The sequence below is a fragment of the Streptomyces kryoterrae genome (genome assembly GCF_054072135.1).
In genome coordinates, this window is the sequence record NZ_CM133358.1 from 6885910 (window position 1) to 6907854 (window position 21945).

19 protein-coding genes and 2 tRNA genes are annotated in these 21945 nt (G+C 69.2%); 11 read left to right on the plus strand and 10 right to left on the minus strand.

Translation table 11 applies throughout. The features are described 5' to 3' along the window. Positions 1–195: 195 nt before the first annotated feature. From ACW4TU_RS30660 to ACW4TU_RS30685, 6 genes are all read right to left on the minus strand, one after another. Positions 196–1092, minus strand: coding sequence for a TauD/TfdA dioxygenase family protein (locus tag ACW4TU_RS30660; protein ID WP_164320706.1), 897 nt, complete (start codon positions 1090–1092; stop codon positions 196–198). A gap of 23 nt (positions 1093–1115) precedes the next feature. Next, positions 1116–2462, minus strand: a complete 1347-nt coding sequence (locus ACW4TU_RS30665) for an LLM class flavin-dependent oxidoreductase (protein WP_457418354.1) — start codon at positions 2460–2462, stop codon at positions 1116–1118. Positions 2463–2667: 205 nt separating this feature from the next. Then, complete coding sequence (locus ACW4TU_RS30670) at positions 2668–3384, minus strand: ABC transporter ATP-binding protein (RefSeq protein WP_457418356.1); 717 nt, start codon at positions 3382–3384, stop codon at positions 2668–2670. Beyond that, positions 3360–4259, minus strand: coding sequence for an ABC transporter permease (locus ACW4TU_RS30675; protein ID WP_457418358.1), 900 nt, complete (start codon positions 4257–4259; stop codon positions 3360–3362). Before ACW4TU_RS30675 ends, ACW4TU_RS30670 begins: the two co-directional genes overlap by 25 nt. Positions 4260–4264: 5 nt before the next feature. Continuing rightward, positions 4265–5332, minus strand: a complete 1068-nt coding sequence (locus ACW4TU_RS30680) for an ABC transporter substrate-binding protein (protein WP_457418360.1) — start codon at positions 5330–5332, stop codon at positions 4265–4267. A 300-nt stretch (positions 5333–5632) separates the two neighbouring features. Continuing rightward, positions 5633–6868 (minus strand): ROK family protein, encoded by a 1236-nt coding sequence (locus ACW4TU_RS30685; protein ID WP_457418362.1) that lies wholly within the window; start codon positions 6866–6868, stop codon positions 5633–5635. Positions 6869–7452: 584 nt separating this feature from the next. Here ACW4TU_RS30685 and ACW4TU_RS30690 point away from each other — a divergent pair. Beyond that, positions 7453–8031, plus strand: a complete 579-nt coding sequence (locus ACW4TU_RS30690) for a biotin transporter BioY (protein ID WP_457418364.1) — start codon at positions 7453–7455, stop codon at positions 8029–8031. Between the two features lie 105 nt (positions 8032–8136). Here the strand turns inward: ACW4TU_RS30690 and ACW4TU_RS30695 are convergent, their stop codons facing one another. Next, positions 8137–8859 carry a hypothetical protein gene (locus ACW4TU_RS30695; protein ID WP_457430401.1) on the minus strand — a complete coding sequence of 241 codons (723 nt, stop codon included), beginning with the start codon at positions 8857–8859 and terminating at the stop codon, positions 8137–8139. A gap of 230 nt (positions 8860–9089) precedes the next feature. On the opposite strand from ACW4TU_RS30695, the gene ACW4TU_RS30700 reads away from it, so the two are divergent. Next, on the plus strand, positions 9090–11156 hold the full coding sequence (locus ACW4TU_RS30700; protein ID WP_457418366.1) for a serine/threonine-protein kinase: 2067 nt from the start codon (positions 9090–9092) through the stop codon (positions 11154–11156). 30 nt (positions 11157–11186) lie between these two features. Here the strand turns inward: ACW4TU_RS30700 and ACW4TU_RS30705 are convergent, their stop codons facing one another. Next, positions 11187–12653, minus strand: a complete 1467-nt coding sequence (locus ACW4TU_RS30705; RefSeq protein ID WP_457418368.1) for an amino acid permease — start codon at positions 12651–12653, stop codon at positions 11187–11189. A 212-nt stretch (positions 12654–12865) separates the two neighbouring features. Between ACW4TU_RS30705 and ACW4TU_RS30710 the strand changes: the two genes are divergently transcribed. Together ACW4TU_RS30710 and ACW4TU_RS30715 are read left to right on the plus strand one after the other, a co-directional pair. Then, positions 12866–13351 carry a ribose-5-phosphate isomerase gene (locus tag ACW4TU_RS30710; RefSeq protein ID WP_457418370.1) on the plus strand — a complete coding sequence of 162 codons (486 nt, stop codon included), beginning with the start codon at positions 12866–12868 and terminating at the stop codon, positions 13349–13351. 150 nt (positions 13352–13501) lie between these two features. Then, the gene (locus tag ACW4TU_RS30715; RefSeq protein WP_457418372.1) at positions 13502–14311 is read left to right on the plus strand and encodes an Fpg/Nei family DNA glycosylase; all 810 of its coding nucleotides are present in this window, start codon (positions 13502–13504) and stop codon (positions 14309–14311) included. 32 nt (positions 14312–14343) lie between these two features. On the opposite strand, the gene ACW4TU_RS30720 is transcribed toward ACW4TU_RS30715, so the two are convergent. Next, complete coding sequence (locus ACW4TU_RS30720; protein WP_457418374.1) at positions 14344–15594, minus strand: GNAT family N-acetyltransferase; 1251 nt, start codon at positions 15592–15594, stop codon at positions 14344–14346. 162 nt (positions 15595–15756) lie between these two features. Here ACW4TU_RS30720 and ACW4TU_RS30725 point away from each other — a divergent pair, with 162 nt between their 5' ends. The 3 genes from ACW4TU_RS30725 to ACW4TU_RS30735 all read left to right on the plus strand — a co-directional run bounded on the left by ACW4TU_RS30725 (position 15757) and on the right by ACW4TU_RS30735 (position 17872). After that, positions 15757–16935, plus strand: coding sequence for a PP2C family protein-serine/threonine phosphatase (locus ACW4TU_RS30725; protein WP_457418376.1), 1179 nt, complete (start codon positions 15757–15759; stop codon positions 16933–16935). Positions 16936–16980: 45 nt separating this feature from the next. Beyond that, positions 16981–17472 (plus strand): HD domain-containing protein, encoded by a 492-nt coding sequence (locus ACW4TU_RS30730; RefSeq protein WP_457418378.1) that lies wholly within the window; start codon positions 16981–16983, stop codon positions 17470–17472. Between the two features lie 205 nt (positions 17473–17677). After that, positions 17678–17872 carry a hypothetical protein gene (locus ACW4TU_RS30735; RefSeq protein ID WP_457418380.1) on the plus strand — a complete coding sequence of 65 codons (195 nt, stop codon included), beginning with the start codon at positions 17678–17680 and terminating at the stop codon, positions 17870–17872. An 84-nt stretch (positions 17873–17956) separates the two neighbouring features. Here the strand turns inward: ACW4TU_RS30735 and ACW4TU_RS30740 are convergent. Beyond that, a tRNA-Gly gene (locus tag ACW4TU_RS30740) sits at positions 17957–18027 on the minus strand. A gap of 154 nt (positions 18028–18181) precedes the next feature. Between ACW4TU_RS30740 and ACW4TU_RS30745 the strand changes: the two genes are divergently transcribed. The 4 genes from ACW4TU_RS30745 to ACW4TU_RS30760 all read left to right on the plus strand — a co-directional run bounded on the left by ACW4TU_RS30745 (position 18182) and on the right by ACW4TU_RS30760 (position 21778). Further along, a tRNA-Pro gene (locus tag ACW4TU_RS30745) sits at positions 18182–18258 on the plus strand. A 213-nt stretch (positions 18259–18471) separates the two neighbouring features. Further along, complete coding sequence (tig, locus tag ACW4TU_RS30750) at positions 18472–19875, plus strand: trigger factor (RefSeq protein WP_457418382.1); 1404 nt, start codon at positions 18472–18474, stop codon at positions 19873–19875. 555 nt (positions 19876–20430) lie between these two features. Next, entirely contained in the window at positions 20431–21039 is a 609-nt protein-coding gene (locus ACW4TU_RS30755) for an ATP-dependent Clp protease proteolytic subunit (protein ID WP_457430402.1), read from the plus strand. A 49-nt stretch (positions 21040–21088) separates the two neighbouring features. After that, positions 21089–21778, plus strand: a complete 690-nt coding sequence (locus ACW4TU_RS30760; protein WP_457418384.1) for an ATP-dependent Clp protease proteolytic subunit — start codon at positions 21089–21091, stop codon at positions 21776–21778. Positions 21779–21945 lie beyond the last annotated feature (167 nt).

Genomic DNA, 21945 nt, shown 5'->3' on the forward strand with positions numbered 1-21945 from the left:
TTCGTGCGGGACTTGGCGGCCTTGGGGAAGTGGGTTCTGGGCGCGGCATGGCAGGGACTGAAGCGTGTGGACGGGCATGCGGCCCCCCTCGACCTCTTATTGCACATAAGTTGCAACTGCACGCTAGCAATAAAAAGACCCTCGTGTGTGTCGCACGAGGGTCTTTTCCGGGAGAAGCGGAAGGGGCAGGGCGTTCTACTCGGCGACAGAGGTGTAGTGCGAGGCGTCCCCCGCGATCGAGTAGCTCTCCTTGCCCTCGATGCCGACCGGGATGTCACCGGCGATGGTCACCCGGTGCAGACGGCGCGGCAGGCCGTTGTAGTTGTCGATGGCGTAGTGCTGGGTGATGCGGTTGTCGAAGAGGACGAGCTGGTTCGGCGACCAGCGGTGGCGCAGGATGTTCTCCGGGCGGGTGACGTAGGCCTGGAGCAGATCCAGGATCTTGCGGGACTCGGTGACCGACAGGCCGACGATCCGCTGCGCGAACCCGCCGATGAACAGCCCGCGTTCGCCGGTCAGCGGGTGGACGCGGACGACCGGGTGGGCCGTGCGGAAGTTGATGGACGTGAACTGCGCGCGCTGGGCGGCCAGTTCCTCGTCGAGCGCCTCGTCCGGCACCGCGTAGTCGTAGTCGTTGGTGTGCTCGGCCCACAGGTTGTCGGCCAACTGCCGCAGGGGCTCCGGCAGATCACGGTAGGCGGCGGCCGAGCTGGCGATCAGGGTCTCACCGCCGTACGGCGGGACCGTGATGCTGCGCAGGGTGCTGGCCTGCGGCGGGTTGAGGACGAAGGTGACGTCCGTGTGCCAGTGGTTGGCGGCGCGGCCCCGCTCGCTGTCGACGGGCAGGACGTTCGCGGCGCCGTCGATCGACGGCACGGTCGGGTGGGCGGTGGTCAGCTCGCCGAAATGGCGGACGAAGGCCTGCTGGCCCTCGTCGTCGAGGTTCACGTCGTCGAACACCAGGGCCTTGTGGACGTTGAGGGCCTCGCGGAGGGCGGCGACCTGCTCCTCGTCGAGCGGCTTGGAGATGTCCACGCCGGATACGCGGGCGCCGATGTTCGCGGTGACCTTCTGGATTTCGATGCCGGACATGTGCGGGTTCCTTTCAGGGGGCGTCAGACGAGGGCGGGGGTCGGTGTGGTGCTGACGTACTGGTTCGCGGGGCGTGGGAGGCCGTACCTCTCGCGCAGGGTCTGGCGCGGCCCGTACTCACCGCGGAGCAGACCGCGGGCGCGCAGGATCGGGACGACGTGGTCGACGAAGGCTTCGAGACCGGACGGCAGGACCGCGGGCATGATGTTGAAGCCGTCGGCGGCACCCCGCGTGAACCAGGTCTCGATCTCGTCGGCGACCTGCTCGGGCGTCCCGGCGAAGGTGAGATGCCCGCGCCCGCCGCCCAGCCGCCCGATGAGCTGCCGGACGGTGAGGCGCTCGCGCCGGGCCAGTTCGACGACGAGCGTGTAGCGGCTCTTGGCACCCTCGATCGCGCTCTCGGGCGGCAGATCCGTCGGCAGCTGGGCGTCCAACTCCAGTGTCCCGGCGGGGAGTTTGAGCAAGCCCTCCAGGTTGCCCACGCCGTGCGCGTACACGATGTGGTCCTCCAGGACCTGCTCGTTCGCCAGCGCCTCGGCCTCCGTGGAACCGAGCACCGGGACGATGCCGGGCAGCACCTTGATGTGCTCGGGGTCGCGACCGCCCGCCGCCGTACGGGACTTGAGGTCGGCGTAGAAGGCCTGCGCGTCCTCGATGGTCTGCTGGGCGGTGAACACGGCCTCCGCGTACCGGGACGCGAACGCCTTGCCGTCCTCGCTCGACCCGGCCTGCACCAGTACCGGGTAACCCTGGGGCGAACGCGGCACGTTGAGGGCGCCCTCGACGCTGAAGTACGTCCCCTGGTGCCGGGGCGGATGGACCTTCGCGTCGTCTCCCCAGACGCCGGCCGCCTTGTCGGCGACGATCGCGTCGTCCTCCCAGCTGTCCCAGAGCTTGAGAGCCACGTCGAGGAACTCGGCGGCCCGGGCGTACCGCTCGGCGTGGGCGGGCTCCGCGTCGAGACCGAAGTTGCGGGCGGCCTCGGCGCCGGCGGTGGTGACGATGTTCCAGCCCGCCCGGCCCCCGCTGATGATGTCGAGCGAGGCGAACCTGCGGGCCAGGTTGTAGGGGGAGTTGTAGGACGTGGAGGCGGTCGCGATCAGACCGATGTGCGTGGTCGCCGTAGCCAGGGCCGTCAGCAGGGTGAGTGGCTCCAGGGCACCCGCGGGACGCTGGGCCACGCTGCCCCACAGCTGGGGGCTGTCGGCCAGGAACAGCGAGTCGAACGTACCCCGCTCCGCGATCCGGGCGAGCCGCACGTAGTGGTCCACCTCGACATGGGCGTACGGGTCACTCTCGGGGAGCCGCCACGAGGCTTCGTGGTGTCCGGTGGTCATGAGGAAGGCGTTGAGGTGGAGTTGGCGGGTCATGGGTGTGGTGTCCTTTGCTTGCGAATGCCGGTGCGGACTCTTGGTCCGAAGTGCTTCTCGGCGCGGGCCCGGGCATCTCCAGCCCGTTGGGGGTCCCCCTCTGGGGGAGCTTGAGGACGAGGCCCCTTCAGGGCCGAAGCGGGGGCCCGGGGGCGGCAGCCCCCAGCAGACGGTCACTGCGGAGGACGGCCACCGCGACCGACGCTCACCGGACGTCCTCCGTCACACCCAGCGCGCCAAGCAACAACCCCCTGTACTCGCCACGCGCGGCCGCCTCGCGATCGATCGCCAGATCGAGCCCGATCCGCCCCTCCTCCAGCACAAGCACCCGCTCGGCAAGAGCGACCGCCTCGTCCACGTCGTGCGTGACGAGGAGAACGGACGGCCGGTGCCGCTCCCACAGCTCCCTCAGCAGACCGTGCATCCTGATCCGCGTGAGCGCGTCCAAAGCGCCGAACGGCTCGTCGGCAAGCAGCAGTTCGGGCTCACGGACCAACGACCGGGCCAGCGCGGCCCGCTGCGCCTCGCCGCCGGACAACTCGCTGGGCCAGGCGCGTTCCCGACCCTTCAGGCCCACCTCCGCGAGCGCCTCCCGGCCCTTCGCGGCAGCCTCCTTGCCGTCCGTCCCCAGCAGTACGTTGTCCAGCACCCGCCGCCACGGCAGCAGTCGCGAGTCCTGGAAGACCACCGACACCCGCTCGGGCGCGGTGAGTCGACCACTTCCCTCGACCTCGTGATCGAGGCCCGCGACCGCCCGCAGCAAGGTGCTCTTGCCGGAGCCGCTGTGCCCGAGCAGGGCCGTGAACTGCCCGGCCGGAATGTCGAGGTCGATACCGTCGAGGACCTTGCGCCCGGCGAACGACCGTGTCAGGCCCCGGAGTCGGACGGCGGACCGGGTCAGTTGCTCAGTGTGCGTCGCCATGACAGCACCCTCCGTTCGACGAGACGGACCGCGCTGTCGGACACCAGGCCGAAGATGCCGTAGATGACCAGGCCGACGAGGATGACGTCGCTCTGGCCGTAGTTCTGGGCCTGGAACATCATGTAGCCGAGTCCGCTGGTGGCGTTGATCTGCTCCAGGACGACCAGGCCGAGCCAGGAGCCGGTCACGCCGAGCCGGAGGCCCACGAAGAATCCGGGCAGCGCACCGGGAACGACGATCTGCCGGACGAACTGGAACCTCGACAGGCCCTGCACCTCGGCGAGTTCGACGAAGCGGCTGTCGATGCCGGACAGCGCGGCATGTGTGTTGAGGTAGATCGGGATGTAGACGACGATGGCGATGATCGCGATCTTGAACGTCTCGCCGATGCCCAGCCAGAGGATGAACAGCGGGATCAGGCCGAGGGCCGGGATCGCCCGGTTGAGCTGGACCGTCCCGTCGATCAGCGCCTCGCCGACCCGGCTGAGACCGGCGGCCAGGGCAAGGAGGACGCCCGCGACCAGCCCGATCGTGAAGCCGGAGGCGGCCCGACGCAACGAGGTCAGGATGTCGTTCGGCAGGGTCCCGTCGGTCCACAGACGGCCGCCGGTCTTGAGTACCGTCCAGGGCGCCGGGATCGCGGCCGGGTCGAGCTGTCCGGCGGCGGAGGCGCCGGCCCACAGGGCGATGACGAGGGCCGGTCCGACGAGCGGAGCGGCGGGCAGACGCTTCCCGGGAGAGAGCCGGCGCCGCCTGCGGACCTGGGAGCCGCTCTCCTCGGTGCCCGCGACGGATGGGGTGGCCTCGGCGGTTGCACCGGAACCGGCAGCGGAACCGGCACTGCCACCGGCGACGGTGGAGGCACTCGTGGTCACGGCGCTCACCTCCGGTACTCCGCGGCCACGGACTTCGCCGCGATGCCCTCGAAGCGGTGGTCGAAGAGCGAGCTCACGTCGAACTTCTTCACGAAGCCGCCCTCCGCGAGCAGATCGGCGGTCTCCTGCTCCCACTTGATCGCCTCGGCCCAACTCGGCTGGAACAGTGGCTTGTTGGCGAGCTTGGTGATCGCCTGCGCCTGGGGGAGGGTCAGGTTCTGCGTCTTGACGTAGAACTCCTCGTTCCAGATGTCGGGGTTCTCGTACGCCCACACCAGGCCCTTGGCCCAGTACGGGATGTACGCGGCGATCGCGGCGGCCTTCGCGGAGTCGTTCAGCACGGAGACCGGCGCCCACAGCACGCTGAGCAGGTCGACCACGTCCGTCGGGATACTGCGGGCCCCCTTGCCGCCGTACTGCTGGAAGTACGCCGGCGCCTGGCTGATGGCCAGCGGCGCGACGTCCACCTGGCCCGACTGCAGGGCGGTGAAGAACTGGTTGCTGGTCAGCGGGACGAGCTTGACCTCGTCGTACGCGAGCCCGGCCTTCTGCAGTGCCCGCAGGAGTACGACGCCCTGGGCCTGTCCCTGCGAGAAGGCGAGCTTCTTGCCCTTGAAGTCCGCGACCGACCGGATGTCGCTGCCCGGCTTGGTGGCGAAGAGATAGTTCGGCTTACGGGTGACGTTGATCGCGACGATTTTCGCGTCGTAACCCTGGAAGTGCGCCTGGATCGGCGGAATACCCGCGTTGTTGGCGAGGTCGAGGGAACTCGAACGGAAGGCGTTGATGACATCGGGACCGGCGGAGATGTTCTCCCAGCTCGACACCTTGAACGGCAGATCACCCAACTTGGCGAGCTTGAACTGGAGTTGCTGGGTGCCCGAATACGAGGAGATCTTCAGGCTCGTACCGGCCGGGATCCTGTCGGCGAGCGGGGCGGTCGAAGCGCCCTTGCTGTCGGCGGCGGCACTGCTGTTCGCGCAGCCGCTCAGCCCGGCGACACCGGCCGCTGCGCCGAGCAGGGAGGTGAGGAAGAGCCGTCGGTCGACACCCGGCAGGGGAGATGAAGGCATGGGAGGACTCCGTGAGTTCGGAAGGCAGGACCGCATGCGGAATTCAGGACACGGACACGACGTGGCCCGGGAAAGGGAATTCACGCAGAAGGGCAGAAGGCAGACGGGCAGAGACTGCAGAGAGAGCGACAGGCTCAGGGAGAGCGGAAAGCTCAGAAGAAATGAGCGCTTCACACGTGGCAACGTGTCAGCAACAGCGGCGACGTGTCAGCAACAGAGGGTGCGACAGCTCACGAAAGGGCTCATGAGCAAGATGTTCCAGGTCATGCGTGGTCCCTGTCAACATTCGGAGTTTCTGAATTAAATAGCCTGAGGTGAAGCGGCCAGCGGATCCCGGTACAGCACGTCGAGGGCCACCGAACCGCCTGCCACCGCGAGGACCGAGTCCGGGAAACTCGTCGGCACGACAGAGGCCGCGCGGTCGGCGCCGACCCCTTCACGCAGTGCGGCAAGGCAGTCCTCGCGGTAGATGACCCCGACCTCGGTCACGACCACCGTCTCCGGATTCAGCACGTCGAGCAGCAGCCGCGCGGCCCGCCCCACGGCACCTGCCCGCTGCACCAGCAGCCGTACGGCGTCCGCGTCACCCCCGGCCGCCGCCGCGACCACATGCATGGGATTCGTGCCCACGACGACGCCCGCCTCCCGCGCCCGCCGGCACAGCGTCCGCTCGCTCAACTCGGCCTGCAGGCAGCCCGTACGCCCGCAGTCGCAGGCCTCCGTACCACCCGGCACCGGCAGATGCGCGATGGCGCCCGCCTGGGAGCGCGGCCCGTGGTGCACCTCGTCGTTGGTCGCGAACGCCGCGTCGACCACGTTGCCGACGAACAGATGCAGCACACTCCCACCGCCCCGCGCCGGCCCGAACAGCCGCTCCGCGTTGACCAACGCCCGTGCGTGCCCGTCCACATGGACCGGCAGTCCGGTGCGGGCGCGGAGCACGTCCCGCACCGGCACGTCCCGCCAGCCCAGCAGCTGGTGCTCGACGACGGTCCCCGACTCCCGGTCCACCCACCCGCCGACGGCCACGCCGACACCGAGGGCCCGGCGGCCGGGGGCGCCGTCCAGGAGCGTCCGCAGCCCCTCGGCGGCCCGCGCCAGCACCCATCCCGGATCGGTCCGCTCGTGCTTCAGTTCGCGCTGGGACACCACCCGGCCGCGCAGATCCAGCAGCGCGACCGTGGTGTACGAGACGGCCACATGCACGCCGGCGACCACGAACCGTGAGGAGTCCACGTCGACGGGCACATGCGGACGCCCCACCCCGTTCGACCGCCGGGGCGCGGACTCCTCGCGGATCAGGCCGAGTTCGGCGAACCGTGCGCAGTAGTCGGTCACCGACGCCGGTGACAGCCCGGTCAGCCGGGCGATGGTGCTGCGCGCCACCGGCCCGTGCTCCAGCACGGATCGCAGGACGACACTCGCGCTCGTCCTGCGCCGGTCGGAATCGGCGGCGCGAGGCACGCGGGACGAGGAGGGGCGGGAAGGGGAGGTACGGGAGGGGGAGGCAAGGGTGGGTGCCGCGGCACGGGGCATGGCGATCATCCTCGGGGAACTGGTCCGACACTGCGCCGTCTCGTGAGGACTCGGGGACCCGAGAAGGCTCGGGGAGTCCTGTGGAGCGAGGCGCGCCGGAGCCGCCTCACCCGGGGCGGCGACAGGTGGCCGTGCCCACGCGTCGCAGGTCGACATAGCGACGCGACGAGAAGTACCGGGACTGGGCGACCATGCGCTCGAAGCTAGCAAAACGGGCCGACGCTGCACAGACGGCGACCGACGGGCGAGACGGCAGGTGTCCGGGCCGGGGCCGAACGAGCGCCGAACCAGGGTCGAACCGGGGCCGAAAGCGGGCCAGGCACCGTCCAGGCCCGGCCCCGGGGATGCGCAGGCCTGTGGCCGGATTGGCGGAACCCTACAGAGCGCGCCCGCCGCACCTCCGTAGCCCACACCACCTCACCTCAGTGACCGGCGTCACGCCGTACCGGGTGTAATGCCCATCGTTTGTCCGGAGTCCACCAAGCCGCCGTCACCCCCTTTGTCGGGCGCTGACGGTGATCGGCCCGAGGTCGCTGGGATAGCGTCACGAAGTCTCCTGCCGCCCACATCTCCGCGGAGTCCCCATGGCAACCGCCGCCGTCGCCCCCGCCCGCCCCGGCCAGGTCCTCGCCGACCTGCTCCCCGCCTCCCGCGTCCGGGACGCCGCGCTCGTGCTCGGCGGCGCCGCGCTCACCGGGATCGCCGCCCAGATCGCCGTCCCCGTGCCCGGCTCGCCGGTGCCGGTGACCGGGCAGACCTTCGCCGCGCTCCTCGTCGGCACCGCGCTCGGCGCCGGCCGCGGTTTCGCCGCCCTCGTCGTCTACGCCCTGGCCGGACTGGCGGGCGTGCCGTGGTTCGCGGAGGGCGGCTCGGGCACGTCGGTGTCCTTCGGTTACATCCTCGGCATGCTGCTCGCGTCCGCCGCCGTGGGCGCCCTGGCCCGCCGCGGCGCCGACCGCTCGATGCTCCGCATGGCGGGCACGATGCTGCTCGGTGAGGCGATCATCTACGCGATCGGCGTCCCGTACCTCGCCCTGGCCGCCGGCATGAGCGCGAGCGCGGCGATCGCCGCCGGCCTCACGCCGTTCCTGCTCGGCGACGCCCTGAAGGCGGCCCTGGCGATGGGCGTACTGCCGACGGCCTGGAAGTTCCTCAACCGCTGAGCCCCGCACGGAGGTTACGGAGGCCGACGAGATCCGGGATGCCGCGCACGGCATCCCGGATCTTCCGCGTTCCTACCCTTCCGCGTTCTTACCCGACTTCCCGACTCAGCCCTGCGGCTGCCGGGGCCGCCGCTGCGTCCACCACATGCCCACAGCCCCGGCGGACAGCAGCGCCGCGCCGACACCGCCGAGCGGGAGCAGGTCGCGTGCCGGGCCGGTCCTCGGCAGTTCGTCGCCGCCGGGTGCCACCGGCTTGTTGTCCGTGCCGAGCAGCAGCGGAGTGGCCGGGGCGTTCGGTGACGGGTTGTTCGTGCCGAACGGGACCGGGCCCTGCTGCCAGAACGTCTTCGAACCGTCGGCGGTCTGGACGGGCAGACAGATCTTGCCGGTCTTGCCCAGATCGAACGTCGCGTCGACGTCGTACGACTTCGACTTACCGGCGGCGAGATTGCCCACGGCACAGCTGAAACCGCTGTTCGAACCCTTCGGGAGATCTCCTTCGGCAATCTCCGAACAGCCCTGAACGTTCTTGACCGTCAGGCCATCGAATCCGACGACCAAAAGCCTGATGTCGCCGCTGTCCTTGCTCCCCTCGTTCTTTACCGTGGCGGTAAGCGCCGTTTCTTTCGAACTGTTGTCGACCGAGATGCTCTCGGGCAACTGTGTGGTCAACTTGACGCCTGTCGGCGCCGTGTCAACGGCCTTTCCCCCCTTGCCGCTTCCGGGCCCCTGGTCATCCGCACCGGCGGTGAAGGAAAGGATCATCACGGCCGAGAAAGATGCCGTGAGCAGCGATCCCGTGATGGCGGTCGTGCGACCAGAACTCATGTTCGTCCCCCTTGGATCCCCCTGGACTGCGCCTGAATTCGCAGTCCATGAAGAGGTACCACAAGATTTCTCGCCACTATGCTGGTACGGCACGAAGTGTGACCATTGTGGTTCTGGTGGGGCGTGCGTTGAGGGGGTGCAGAGGATTGCCGGAGAATATGGGCGGCGGTGCTCCAGGTCTGGTGGTGACGGGCCGATATCGGCTGGTCGAAAGTATTGGACAGGGGGGAATGGGGCGGGTGTGGCGGGCCGCCGACGAAATGCTCGACCGGCCGGTGGCCGTCAAGGAAATGCGGATCGACGGACTCGACGCGGAGGACGCCCGAACCCGCCGTGAACGCACGCTCCGCGAGGCCAGGGCGACGGCCCGGATCGACCACCCGAACGTCGTGCGCGTGTACGACGTGGTGGACGAGGGCGAACGGCTGTGGATCGTCATGGAGCTGGTCGACGGCCGCTCCCTCGAGCAACTTCTTGTCCAGGACGGCCCGTTGGGACCGGGGGATACGGCCCGCCTCGGCCTCGGGCTGGTCTCCGCGCTGCGCCAGGTGCACGCGGGGGGCGTACTGCACCGCGACATCAAACCGGGCAACGTCCTCGTGGAACGACGCGACGGACGGGTCGTCCTCACCGACTTCGGCATCGCCGCCATCCAGGACGCGAAGGCCCTCACGATGGTCGGGATGCTCGTCGGCTCCCCCGACTACATGGCTCCGGAGCGTGTGTCGGGCCGGCACCAGGGCCCGCCGTCCGACGTGTGGTCCCTCGGCGCGACACTCTGCGCGGCGCTGGGAGGCCGCTCCCCGTTCTCCCGCGAGACGACCCTGGCGACTCTGCACGCGGTCCTGTACGAGGACCCCGAACTCCCGGCCGCAGCGGGCCCGTTGCACGACATCCTGGCCGCCCTTCTGGAGAAGGAGCCGTCGGCCAGGCCCGCACTGGAGGACGTGGAGCGGGCCCTGCGGTCGGTGGCGTTCCCGGAGCCGGCCCGCGAAGAGGAACAGGGGGAGGAGAGGGAGCCGGCGACCCCCGAGGCGCTGGAGATACCGACCGCGCGCCCGGGGACGGCGCCTCCGACTCCCGTACCGGCACACGAGGACGCACCGACGCCCGCATACCTGGACGCGTCACTGGTACGGGCCGCACGCCAGCCACACGAGCGGCCACCGGAGGAACCGGAGCGAGAAGAGCGGCAACAGCAACAACAGCGGGAACAACACGAGCAACACGAGCAACAGGAGCAACAGGAGGAACTGGAGCAACAGGAGCCTGAGCCCCCACCGCCGACTCACGCGGTGCCTCCCGCACGCACGACAGCCACCCCGGTCCTGGGAACCCCGCCCCCCGAGCCCCCCGAGGCGTCCAACGCCTCCACCGAAGTCCCCTCCGAGATCCGTTCCGAGGTCGGTTCGGCGGGCCCCGGCGGAACGCGCAGGGCCGGTATCTCGCTGATCCGGGCACAGGGCGACGCGCAGGCACACGCGCAGGCACACGCGCAGGCGGTGACGGAGCGGCGGCCGGGTCCGAGGCATGCGGCCACCCTCCCGACGGCCCCGCGGGCAGCGGTACCACCGGGAATGCCGCCCGGTGAACTGCGCGGCCCCGCAGTCCCGTCCGACCCGGGTCGAGGTCGCGCCCCACGCCACGGTCGCCGTCGTACGGTCATGGTGGCCGCGGGTGTGGTCACCGCGGGGGCGCTGGCCGGGATGATCCTCGCGGCGACGGCGGGATCACCCGACGACAAGAACACGGCGACGCCCGGATCGTCGCGCGCAGCCTCGGCCTCCTCCGCGCAGCCCACCACGCCCATCTCCACCCCCACCCCTGACGACTCTCCCCAGCCCACGGTCGAGGGCACCTCCCGCCCGCGCAGCCTGCCGCCGGGCGCGCACGAGGAGGCGGGCGGATACGCGTGGGCGACACCCAAGGGCTGGCGCCGGGACGTGAAGACGGGCGCCGAGGTGCATTACACGTCCCCCGACGGCAAGCAGGAGCTCCTCGCCAAGTCCTCCCTCGCACGCGGCGAGTTGCTGGAGACCTGGGAGGAGTCGGAGCGCAACGCCCGCCAGGGCCAGGACTACACGAAGATCAGCCTCGCGGAGACGACGTACCAGGATCACCCGGCGGTCGTCTGGGAGTACACCTTCACCCTGGACGGCACCCACTGGCACGCCAGGCTGCTCGGCTTCGACGTGGAGGGGAAGTCGTACCAGATCAGCACCTGGTACCACCAGGAGATCGAGGAGCAGGCGGTGGGGACCTACGAACGGGTCAGGGAGTCGTTCACCGTGCTGTGAACAACTCCCCGACCACTCAAGCCGACCGGGTCAGCCGACCTTGACGACGTCGTTGACATCGTCGCCGTCATCGACGGTGCCCGGGTCCCGAGCGCCGCTGACGACCGCCGATCCGCGTCCGGTCTTCTGCCGGACGACGGCGACGGCGAGCACAACGGCCGCCACCAGCAGCGAAAGCAGCACGGTCTCGCGCCCGTCGTGCTCGGTGTCGGTGAGCATGTAGCCGAGGACGAACACGATGAGAGCGGCGGTCGCCCAGGTCAGATACGGGTACAGCCACATCCGTACGACGAGCTTCTCCGGGGACTCGCGCTCGATGATCTTCCGCATGCGCAGCTGCGAGAAGCAGATGACCAGCCAGACGAACAGGGCGACGGCACCGGAGGAGTTGACGAGGAAGAGGAAGACCGAGTCGGGGAACTTGTAGTTGAAGAAGACGGCGACGAAGCCGAAGACGACCGAGGCGACGATCGCCGCGAGCGGCACACCGCGGGACGTGGTCCGCGCGAAGGCCCTGGGTGCGTCACCGCGCTGCCCGAGCGAGAAGGCCATGCGGGAGGCCGTGTAGAGGCCGGAGTTGAGGCACGACAGCACCGACGTCAGCACGATGAAGTTCATGATCTGGCCGGCGTGCGCGATACCGAGGGAGTCGAGGGCGGCGACGTACGAGCCCTTCTCCTTGATCGAGGGATCGTTCCACGGCAGCAGGGTGACGACGACGAAGATCGACCCGAGATAGAAGACGCCGACCCGCCAGATGATGCTGTTGGTGGACTTGGTGACGGCCCGCTGCGGGTCCTCGGACTCCCCGGCGGCCAGTGTGGCGATCTCGCTGCCCATGAAGGAGAAGACGACGAGCAGCACACCGGTGAGGATGGCGCCGGGTCCGTTGGGCAGGAAGCCACCGTGGTCGGTCAGATTGCCCAGCCCGGCCTTGTCGCTGTCGACACCGGGGAGCACACCGAACACGGCGAGCCCGCCGATGATGACGAAGGCGCTGATGGCGACGACCTTGATACCGGCGAACCAGAACTCGAACTCGCCGTAGGAACCGACCGAGACGAGGTTCGTGGCGGTCAGCACCATCATCACGATGAGCGCCCAGGCCCACTGCGGTACGGCGGGAACCCACCCTTCGAGGATGGTGGCACCGGCGGTCGCCTCCACGGCGAGCACGACGACCCAGAAGAACCAGTACAGCCAGCCGATGGAGAACCCGGCCCAGCGCCCGAGCGCCCGGTCGGCGTGCGCGGAGAACGAACCGGAGGTCGGATTGGCGGCGGACATCTCGCCGAGCATCCGCATCACCAGCACGACGAGCGTGCCGACGAGGGCGTACGAGAGAAGGATGCCCGGCCCGGCGGTACGGATACCGGAGCTGGACCCGACGAAGAGTCCGGCGCCGATGACACCGCCGATGGCGATCATCGAGAGATGCCGGTTCTTGAGCCCGGCCTGAAGACCGGAGGGCGGGGAGGCGGTCGGCTGCGAGGTCATGGGGGGAATTCCTTTGCGCCGGGTGAACGGGGAAGCGCGCCGGTAGGGACGGCGTAAACAGTCGGTCCAGTGAATCGGAGGCAAAGGGATTCTTGAACCTTTGAATCCAGATCGTTACTTGAGGTTTTCTTGAGCTTTCGTAGTGTTGCCACTGCTTTTCGCCATCAGCCCCCGGCGCTGCTTCCCGGAAACAGACATGTCACACTCGGACCATGCGCGTGTATCTCGGCTCCGACCATGCGGGCTTCGAACTCAAGAACCACCTCGTCGAGTGGCTCCGGGAGGCCGGCCACGACCCCGTGGACTGCGGCCCCCACATCTACGACGCCCTCGACGACTACCCGCCCTTCTGCCTCCGCGCCGCGGAGCGCACGGCGGCCGACGCGGACGCCCTCGGCATCGTCATCGGCGGCTCCGGCAACGGCGAGCAGATCGCGGCGAACAAGGTGAAGGGCGTGCGCGCGGCGCTGGCCTGGAGCGAGGAGACCGCGTCGCTGGGCCGCCAGCACAACAACGCCAACGTGGTCGCGGTGGGCGCCCGTATGCACACGCAGGACGAGGCGACGAAGTTCGTGGAGACGTTCCTGGCGACACCGTTCTCGGGCGACGAGCGTCACCAACGGCGCATCGACATGCTCACCGCCTACGAGACGACAGGCGACCTGCCGCCGATCCCGCCGAACCACCCCCAGCAGTAGCCCGCACATCCCAGCCCGTCCGGCGTTTGAGGACGAGGCCGTTCAGGCCGAAGGGGGGTCTGGGGGCACAGCCCCCAGGGCGAGGCCGGCCTCTCAACGGACCGAGACGGGCGGGTGGGTGGGCACAAAACCGCGAAAGGAACCCGCACCGTGCCTGAGGGGCACACGATCCACCGCCTGGCCCAGGACTACGCCGCCGCGTTCCTACGCACCGAACCCCACGTCACCAGCCCCCAGGGCAAGTTCTCCGACGCGGCCGCCCTCCTCGACCGCGCGGAACTCACCCACACCGACGCCCACGGCAAACACCTCTTCCTCGGCTTCCGCGAGGCCGACTGGATCCACATCCACCTCGGGCTCTTCGGCAAGGTCAACTTCGGCGACGCCCCCGCCCCGCCCCCCACGGACACGGTCCGCCTCCGGCTCGCGAACAGCACCTCGTACGTGGACCTCCGGGGCCCCACCACCTGCGCCCTCATCACGGACACCGAGAAGCAGGCGATACACGACCGCCTGGGCCCGGACCCCCTCCGCGAGGACGCCGACGACCAGATCGCCTACGCCCGCATCAGCCGCAGCCGTACGACGATCGCCGCCCTCCTCATGGACCAGAAGGTCATCGCGGGCGTGGGCAACGTCTACCGGGCCGAGGTCCTCTTCCGGCACGGCATCGACCCGTACCGCCCCGGCAGGGACATCACACCCACCGAGTGGGACGCGCTCTGGAGCGACCTGGTCGCCCTCATGCGCGAGGGCGTACGCGACAACCGCATCGACACCGTCCGCCCGGAGCACACCCCGGAGGCGATGGGCCGCCCGCCGCGCGTCGACGACCACGGCGGCGAGGTCTACGTCTACCGCAGGGCCGACCTGCCCTGCCACCTCTGTGGCGGCGAGATCCGCACCGCCGGTCTCGCCGCCCGCAACCTCTTCTGGTGTCCCGCCTGTCAGCGCGACTGAGAAGGCACAACCAGGCGCCCGGGCCCGGGACTTCAGAACCCGTGGGACAACCAGGGCTCCACCACCGAACCGAACGCCACCGAAGCCTCGGTCAGCGCCCCCTGCCGAACCTCCTGCACCCGCCCGGCGGCCCCCAGCCCGGCCAACGGCACGCCGCCCAGATAGGCGGCCCCCAACTCCCGTACGGACAGGGTGAGATCAGCCGCGTCCTCCGTGCGCCGGCACACGGCGCCCTTGGCGTCGCCCGTCAGCCGCCACCGCCCGGAGTTCCACGGGCAGAACGCGTCCTCGACGTCGAACACGACATCCACCGGCGCCTGATACGTCCGTGCCTCCAGCGCGGCCCCCACATCCACGAGTCGGACGTACAGCCCGTCCCGCCTGCGCAGCCCACACCGCCGGATGTCCGACACCATGTGATGCCACGGCTCCTCGACCGGCCGCCCGCGCGCGACGATCTTCGACGTCAGGTCGATGTCGAACAGGAACCGCCACAACGCCCCCTGCGAAGCGGCGTCGAGCGCCTCCACGTCCTCGACGACGACCGCGCTGTTCGACCCGGTGACATCCCAGTCGGGCTTGACCCGGAACCGGGCGAACCCCACGACATCCCCGTCCCGTTCGGCGACCACGCACTGCAACGGCGAGGCCCCGCCCCGCTCACCCTCCGGGTCGAGCACCATGACCGGCGCCCAGCCGGGCATCCGCGCCAGCATCCCGGGCCGCTCCGGCACCCGCCGCGCGTACACCGCCTCGCAGTCGTCCAGGGCCTCGGCCGGTACGGCGTACCGCAGCCGTACGTCGTCGGCGCCGGCCGGCGGGGTCAGCCGTACCCGCGTCGTGTCGATCTCGAAGGTCAGCGAGTGGGTGGCGAGCCCGTACCCGAACCGCCCGTAGATGGCGGGCTCGGACGCCGTGAGCACGGCCAGCGGCTCGCCCCAGCTCCGTACGTCGTCCAGCTGCCGTCGCATCATCGACGTAAGCACCCCGCGCCTGCGGTGCGTGCCGGCGACACCGACCATCGTGACGCCCGCCGCCTGCACGGAGGCACCACCCGGTACGGTTACCTGGAAAGTGAAGGCACCCGCACTGCCCACACACGCGTCACCGTCCCAGACGCCCACGAAACGGTCGTACTCGGTCAGTGATTTCCACAACTCCCGCTCCTCGGCGGACTCCGGCATTCCGCCGAAGGCCCGGAGCAGGTTGTCGTACCACTGATCCCAGTCGTCGGGCCGAAGCACCCGCAGGTCGGTCGTGGCGGAGGTCCTGGAGGTCGTCATAGACCATGACTACCAGGGCAATGCGGGACGAGCGAGGGAATTTCTCCCTCGGGGCCTCGGACCGGCCTTCGGTGGGTTTCACTGTGAAGTTGAAGCTCGGACGGGGGACAAGTGGGACCTCCCGTGCCAAGCAGCTGGTCCGATGGATAGGGTCCCGAACTAATGGCAGCAGGACGAGAGCGGCGCGCGGAGGCCGAGACGTTCACGGCCCGGTTGAAGAAGCAGGCTCACCGGGTCCGCACCGGCCTGCGCAGATCCGCCGTGGACTACTTCCGGGGCGACGGTTCGGACTGGATCGCGCTCGCCGGTCTGCTCATCATGATCCCGATCATCGCGGCCACGACCCTCGCCAACTCGGTGTGGTGCTCACCGGCCGCGCTCGTCCTCCCGATCGTCGCGGGCGGCCTCCTGCTGCGCCCGGCCAGCCTGCTCGGCCTGTACGCGGCGGCGGCGACGGCGCTGATCGTGGAGTCGGTGAAGCTGGGCCCGTACACGGAGGGCCCCTCCCGGGTCACCCCCGGTGTGGTCCTCGTCGTGGCGGCCTGCGGATTCTTCGGCCTGCTGATCGCGCAGTTCCGCAGCAGGGTGGGCGTCCCCTGGCGACGCGGCGGCACGATGCTGTTCGACCTGCGTGAACGCATCCGCGTCCAGAGCAAGTTGCCGCAGCTGCCCCAGGGCTGGCACCGGGAGATGGCGCTGCGCCCGGCGGGCGGCCAGTCGTTCTCGGGCGACTTCGTGGTGGCGGCCCGTACGAACGGGGGCCGCACGATGGAGGTCGTCCTGACGGACGTCTCCGGCAAGGGCATGGACGCGGGCTCCCGAGCCCTCCTGCTCTCCGGCGCCTTCGGCGGCCTCCTCGGCTCACTGCCGCCCCACGCCTTCCTCCCGGCGGCGAACGGCTACCTCCTCCGCCAGGACTGGGACGAGGGCTTCGCGACCTCGATCCACCTCGTCCTGGACCTGGAATCGGGCGACTACGAACTCTTCTCGGCCGGCCACCCACCGGGCCTCCAGCTCAGCGCGGGCACCGGCCGCTGGGAGGAAAAGGCAGCGGAGGGACCGCTGTTGGGCGTGTACGACGGAGCCCAGTTCGACCCCGTGAAGGGGTCGCTGCGCCCCGGGGACGTTCTGATGCTGTTCACGGACGGCCTGGTCGAAACGTCGGAGCGGGACATCGTCGAGGGCATCGACCGCCTGACGGGCGAGGCCGACCGCTATGTGGCCGGCGGTTTCCACGGCGCGGCCTGGCACCTCATCGAGGCGGTCGCCAAGGACGTCAACGACGACAGGGCCCTCCTCCTGATCTGCCGAGAGGGCCCCACGGCCCAGGCGACGATCTGAACGACCCTCGAAGCACACCGCCGGCCGAGCCCCCACACTGACCAGATGCCCAAGAACCCGGCGAACTCCCAAGCGCCCTCCTCGCCCTCATCATCTCCATCACCCCTGACCCTGGCCGAAGTAGAGGCCACGGCCAGAGCCGCACACGCCACGCAGACGGACAAGGCGGGCCGCCCCTACACGGAGCACCTCCAGGCCGTCGCGGAGGGCGTACGCGCGCGGGGAGGCGATGACGAGCAGATCGCGGCGGCCTGGCTGCACGACGCCGTGGAGGACGACGCGCTGTCCGAACACTGGCTGGAAGAAGCCGCGTTGTCCCGCCGTACGAAGGACATCGTGCTGGCCGTCACCAAGCGGGCGGGGGAGGCCCCCGAGGCGTACGCCCGGCGCATCCTCGACACCCCCGGCGCGCTCCTGGTCAAGGAGGCGGACCTGGCGCACAACGCCGACCCGGTCCGCCTGGCGGCACTGGACGCCCCGACCCGCACCCGCCTGACCGAGAAGTACGCCAGAACGCGCGCACTACTGGGACTCTAGAACCGCAAATGTCACCCTAAGTACCCTCAAAGAACACCTTTCCGTGCTCTGGGTTTCTCTGTGCGGACAAATCGATCGCGTGGGGCCGATGATGCGTCACCGGCCGCATACGGCGGCCTCGTTGGTGGCACGATGGATCTGGCGGGGGTGCGAGGGAACGCATCCCTGGGCCGGTAGAGCGGACCGACCAAAGGGTGTGATCAGTGTGGCCATTTCGTTGTCAGTGGTGCTGATGTTGGGAATCATCCTGGTGGTGCTGATTCGTGGAGGCTCGATCAAGGCGGGCCCGGCGATCGTCGCCGTCCTCTTCGGCTTCTTCCTCGCCTCGACCGGCATGGCGGACGACATCCAACGCTTCATGAACTCGATAGCCGAAACGCTCAACGAGATCCAGTTCTGACCGTGATGGCAGACCACAGGGTCCGGCCGCCGTGGAGAAACGCGACCGGCCCGGTTCCGAGGAACCGGGCCGGCGGCGAGAGAGAGCGGGCGACGGGAATCGAACCCGCGTAGCTAGTTTGGAAGACTAGGGCTCTACCATTGAGCTACGCCCGCATGCGTGCACCGCAGGTCAACACGACCGCGGCACAGAGAGCATCGTAGCGGTTCGAGGCACCTCGACGCACACCCTGTTCCCACCGCTGGTTTCCAGTCCTGAAATGCGGCAACGCCGTCGCCTCTGGGCATGTACCCTACGTGTCGCACCAGACGGGGTGTGGCGCAGCTTGGTAGCGCGTCCGCTTTGGGAGCGGAAGGCCGTGGGTTCAAATCCCGCCACCCCGACCATCGTGCCGGACCATCGGCAGGATCATCTTCGACATCACCTTTTGGGGCGTGTACCGCCGGCGGCTACTATGCAGACTGCGCGCCCGTGTGTCTGCGTTGTTTACGTCCCTCAAGGGCCGCGAATCCGCTGAGGCTCCGCCGCGTCCGACATCAGGACAATCAGCAGAACCCTCAGCAGAACCCCAAGAAGTCAGCCCCCAAGGAGACCGAACCGTGAAGAGCGCCGTGGAGACCCTGAACCCGACCCGGGTTCGGCTCAGCATCGAGGTGCCCTTCGAGGAGCTCAAGGACAGCCTCGACGCGGCGTACAAGAAGATCAACCAGCAGGTCACGGTGAAGGGCTTCCGGAAGGGCAAGATCCCGGCGCGCATCATCGACCAGCGGTTCGGCCGCGGTGCGGTCCTGGAGGAGGCGGTCAACGACGCGCTCCCGAAGTTCTACACCGACGCGGTCAACGAGGCCGAGCTCAACGTCCTGGGCCAGCCCGAGGTCGACATCACGGAGCTGAAGGACGGCGAGACGCTGAACTTCACCGCCGAGGTCGACGTCCGCCCGACCATCGAGATCCCGGACTACTCCGGCATCGAGGTCGAGGTCGACGCGATCGAGGTCACCGAGGAGGACATCGACAAGTCGGTCGAGCAGCTCCGTGAGCGCTTCGCCGCCACCTCCCCGGTGGAGCGTGCCGCCGAGGACGGCGACGTCGTGACGCTGGACCTGGAGGCCAAGGTCGACGGCGAGGTGCTGGAGGACGGCGTCGCGAGCGGCGTCTCCTACACCATCGGTTCCGGCGAGCTGCTGGACGGCGTCGACGCCGCTGTGACGGGCGTGGAGGCCGGTGGCGAGGCCACCTTCACCTCCGAGCTCAAGGGCGGCTCGGCGGCCGGCAAGGAGGCCGAGGTCACCGTCAAGGTCACCCAGGTCGCCGCCCGTGAACTCCCGGCCCTGGACGACGAGTTCGCCCAGCTCGCCTCCGAGTTCGACACCCTGGAGGAGCTGCGCGCGGACAGCCGCAAGCGCCTCGAGAACATGAAGCAGTACGACCAGGCCACGCAGGCCCAGGAGCGCGTCCTGGAGAAGCTGCTGGAGCTCGTCGAGGTGCCCGTCCCCGAGAAGCTCCTCGAGGAAGAGATCAACACCCGCAAGCACAACCTGGAGCACCACCAGCTCGGCCAGATGGGCCTCGACCTCGAGAAGTACCTCGAGATCCAGGGCAAGACGGCCGAGGAGTTCGACACCGAGACCAGGGAAGCCGCGGTCAAGGGCATCAAGACCCAGTTCGTCCTCGACGAGCTGGTCAACAAGGAGAAGCTGAACGTCAACCAGGAGGAGCTCACCGAGCACCTCATGCGGCGCGCCGCCTCCTCCGGCATGTCCCCCGACCAGTTCGCCCAGGCGGTCGTCGAGGGCGGCCAGGTCCCGATGCTGGTCGGCGAGGTCGCCCGCGGCAAGGCCCTCGCGGTCGTCGTGGAGGCCGCCACGGTCAAGGACACCAACGGCGAGATCATCGACCTCGACGACGAGGAAGAGGACGAGGCCACGGAGATCACGGAGGCCACCTCCGAGGAGACCCCGGCCGCCGAGGCCGAGGCCCCCGAGGAGAAGCCCGAGGCCTGAACGCCACGGCACCTCTGAACGCACGTAGACAGGCCCCCGGGAACTTCGGTCCCCGGGGGCCTGTCCGCGTCCTGGAGAGACGCGGGGCCCTGTCGATCACAGCCCCACCGCGCGGGCGCGACAAGCCCACACGCCGGGCCCCTGGTCATCCGCGGACACAGCGGCGCGCCCGACAGGGGCGCGGGGCTGTGACATGTGCGGCTCCGCCGCGTGGGCGCGACAAGCCCCCACGGGCCCGCACTCGACCACTCCCGGCGGAGCCACGGCGAGACGCGACAGGGGGCCCGGGGCGCAGCCCCGCGACGCCCACCCGAACCCCGCTCACCACACAGCCGACCCCCGCCGGAAACCCTGCTCAACCCGCGGAGCCACATGCGCTCACAGCGAACAGTTCCTTTCCCGGGATTCCCCGGAGGGACCCGCGCGTTAGGGTCCATGAATACGAGGGCAGGGGAGTCCCCGAAAACGGCCGGACAGCCCCACGCCCCGGCAGAACACGTGAGACGGCCCGGCGCCGTCGTAATACGAGCAGGTGGATACGACGTGACGAATCTGATGCCTTCCGCCGCCGGCGAGCCTTCCATCGGCGGTGGCCTCGGCGACCAGGTCTACAACCGGCTGCTCAACGAGCGGATCATCTTCCTCGGCCAGCCGGTCGACGACGACATCGCGAACAAGATCACCGCGCAGCTGCTGCTCCTCGCCGCCGCTGACCCGGACAAGGACATCAACCTCTACATCAACAGCCCGGGCGGTTCGATCACGGCCGGTATGGCGATCTACGACACCATGCAGTTCATCAAGAACGACGTGATGACCATCGCCATGGGTCTCGCCGCTTCCATGGGCCAGTTCCTGCTCAGCGCGGGTACGCCCGGAAAGCGCTTCGCCCTGCCGAACGCCGAGATCCTGATCCACCAGCCCTCGGCAGGCCTCGCGGGTTCGGCGTCGGACATCAAGATCCACGCCGAGCGGCTGCTGCACACCAAGAAGCGCATGGCCGAGCTCACGGCGCAGCACACGGGCCAGACCATGGAGCAGATCACCCGGGACTCGGACCGCGACCGCTGGTTCGACCCCGAGGAGGCCAAGGCGTACGGCCTCATCGACGACGTCATCGCCACGGCCGCAGGCATTCCGGGCGGCGGCGGCACAGGGGTGTAGTGCCTCCAATGCCCTCCAGCCCCCGCCTAAGCCCCTTTCAGGAGACACCGTGAACGACTTCCCCGGCAGCGGCCTCTACGACCGTACGAGGGCCGCCCAGGCCGAGTACACCGGCCCCACCGCCGAGTCCCGCTACGTCATCCCGCGCTTCGTCGAGCGCACCTCGCAGGGCGTGCGTGAGTACGACCCGTACGCGAAGCTCTTCGAGGAGCGCGTGATCTTCCTCGGCGTGCAGATCGACGACGCCTCCGCCAACGACGTCATGGCGCAGCTGCTGTGCCTGGAGTCGATGGACCCCGACCGGGACATCTCGGTCTACATCAACAGCCCCGGTGGCTCGTTCACGTCCCTCACCGCGATCTACGACACGATGCAGTTCGTGAAGCCGGACGTCCAGACGGTCTGCATGGGCCAGGCGGCCTCCGCCGCCGCGATCCTTCTCGCGGCCGGTACGCCGGGCAAGCGCATGGCGCTGCCCAACGCGCGCGTGCTGATCCACCAGCCGTACAGCGAGACCGGCCGCGGGCAGGTCTCCGACCTGGAGATCGCGGCCAACGAGATCCTCCGGATGCGCGCCCAGCTGGAGGACATGCTGGCCAAGCACTCCACCACGCCGATCGAGAAGATCCGCGAGGACATCGAGCGCGACAAGATCCTCACGGCCGAGGACGCGCTGGCGTACGGCCTGATCGATCAGATCATTTCCACTCGGAAAATGAACAACGCCAGCGTCCGCTGACGTACTGGTGGACGCAGAAGTTGTGGCGTCTGCCGCCCCTTGGCACGGTTTGACTCGGAGCACGTCAAAGTGAACCGCGCCAAGGGGGGCCCGAACGAGGGGCCCGGCAAGGTACCGTCGGACATAAGGCAGCACCAGGAGCCGCTGTACCCAGGCGTCTCCCAGGC

Coding starts and splice junctions, on each gene's coding strand:
- ACW4TU_RS30725 (WP_457418376.1), top strand. CDS start 15,757: ATGGCAGCAGGACGAGAGCGGCGCGCGGAGGCCGAGACGTTCACGGCC.
- ACW4TU_RS30665 (WP_457418354.1), bottom strand. CDS start 2,462: ATGACCCGCCAACTCCACCTCAACGCCTTCCTCATGACCACCGGACAC.
- ACW4TU_RS30705 (WP_457418368.1), bottom strand. CDS start 12,653: ATGACCTCGCAGCCGACCGCCTCCCCGCCCTCCGGTCTTCAGGCCGGG.
- ACW4TU_RS30720 (WP_457418374.1), bottom strand. CDS start 15,594: ATGACGACCTCCAGGACCTCCGCCACGACCGACCTGCGGGTGCTTCGG.
- ACW4TU_RS30660 (WP_164320706.1), bottom strand. CDS start 1,092: ATGTCCGGCATCGAAATCCAGAAGGTCACCGCGAACATCGGCGCCCGC.
- ACW4TU_RS30755 (WP_457430402.1), top strand. CDS start 20,431: ATGCCTTCCGCCGCCGGCGAGCCTTCCATCGGCGGTGGCCTCGGCGAC.
- ACW4TU_RS30680 (WP_457418360.1), bottom strand. CDS start 5,332: ATGCCTTCATCTCCCCTGCCGGGTGTCGACCGACGGCTCTTCCTCACC.
- ACW4TU_RS30730 (WP_457418378.1), top strand. CDS start 16,981: ATGCCCAAGAACCCGGCGAACTCCCAAGCGCCCTCCTCGCCCTCATCA.
- ACW4TU_RS30670 (WP_457418356.1), bottom strand. CDS start 3,384: ATGGCGACGCACACTGAGCAACTGACCCGGTCCGCCGTCCGACTCCGG.
- ACW4TU_RS30700 (WP_457418366.1), top strand. CDS start 9,090: ATGGGGCGGGTGTGGCGGGCCGCCGACGAAATGCTCGACCGGCCGGTG.
- ACW4TU_RS30695 (WP_457430401.1), bottom strand. CDS start 8,859: ATGAGTTCTGGTCGCACGACCGCCATCACGGGATCGCTGCTCACGGCA.
- ACW4TU_RS30690 (WP_457418364.1), top strand. CDS start 7,453: ATGGCAACCGCCGCCGTCGCCCCCGCCCGCCCCGGCCAGGTCCTCGCC.
- ACW4TU_RS30710 (WP_457418370.1), top strand. CDS start 12,866: ATGCGCGTGTATCTCGGCTCCGACCATGCGGGCTTCGAACTCAAGAAC.
- ACW4TU_RS30685 (WP_457418362.1), bottom strand. CDS start 6,868: ATGCCCCGTGCCGCGGCACCCACCCTTGCCTCCCCCTCCCGTACCTCC.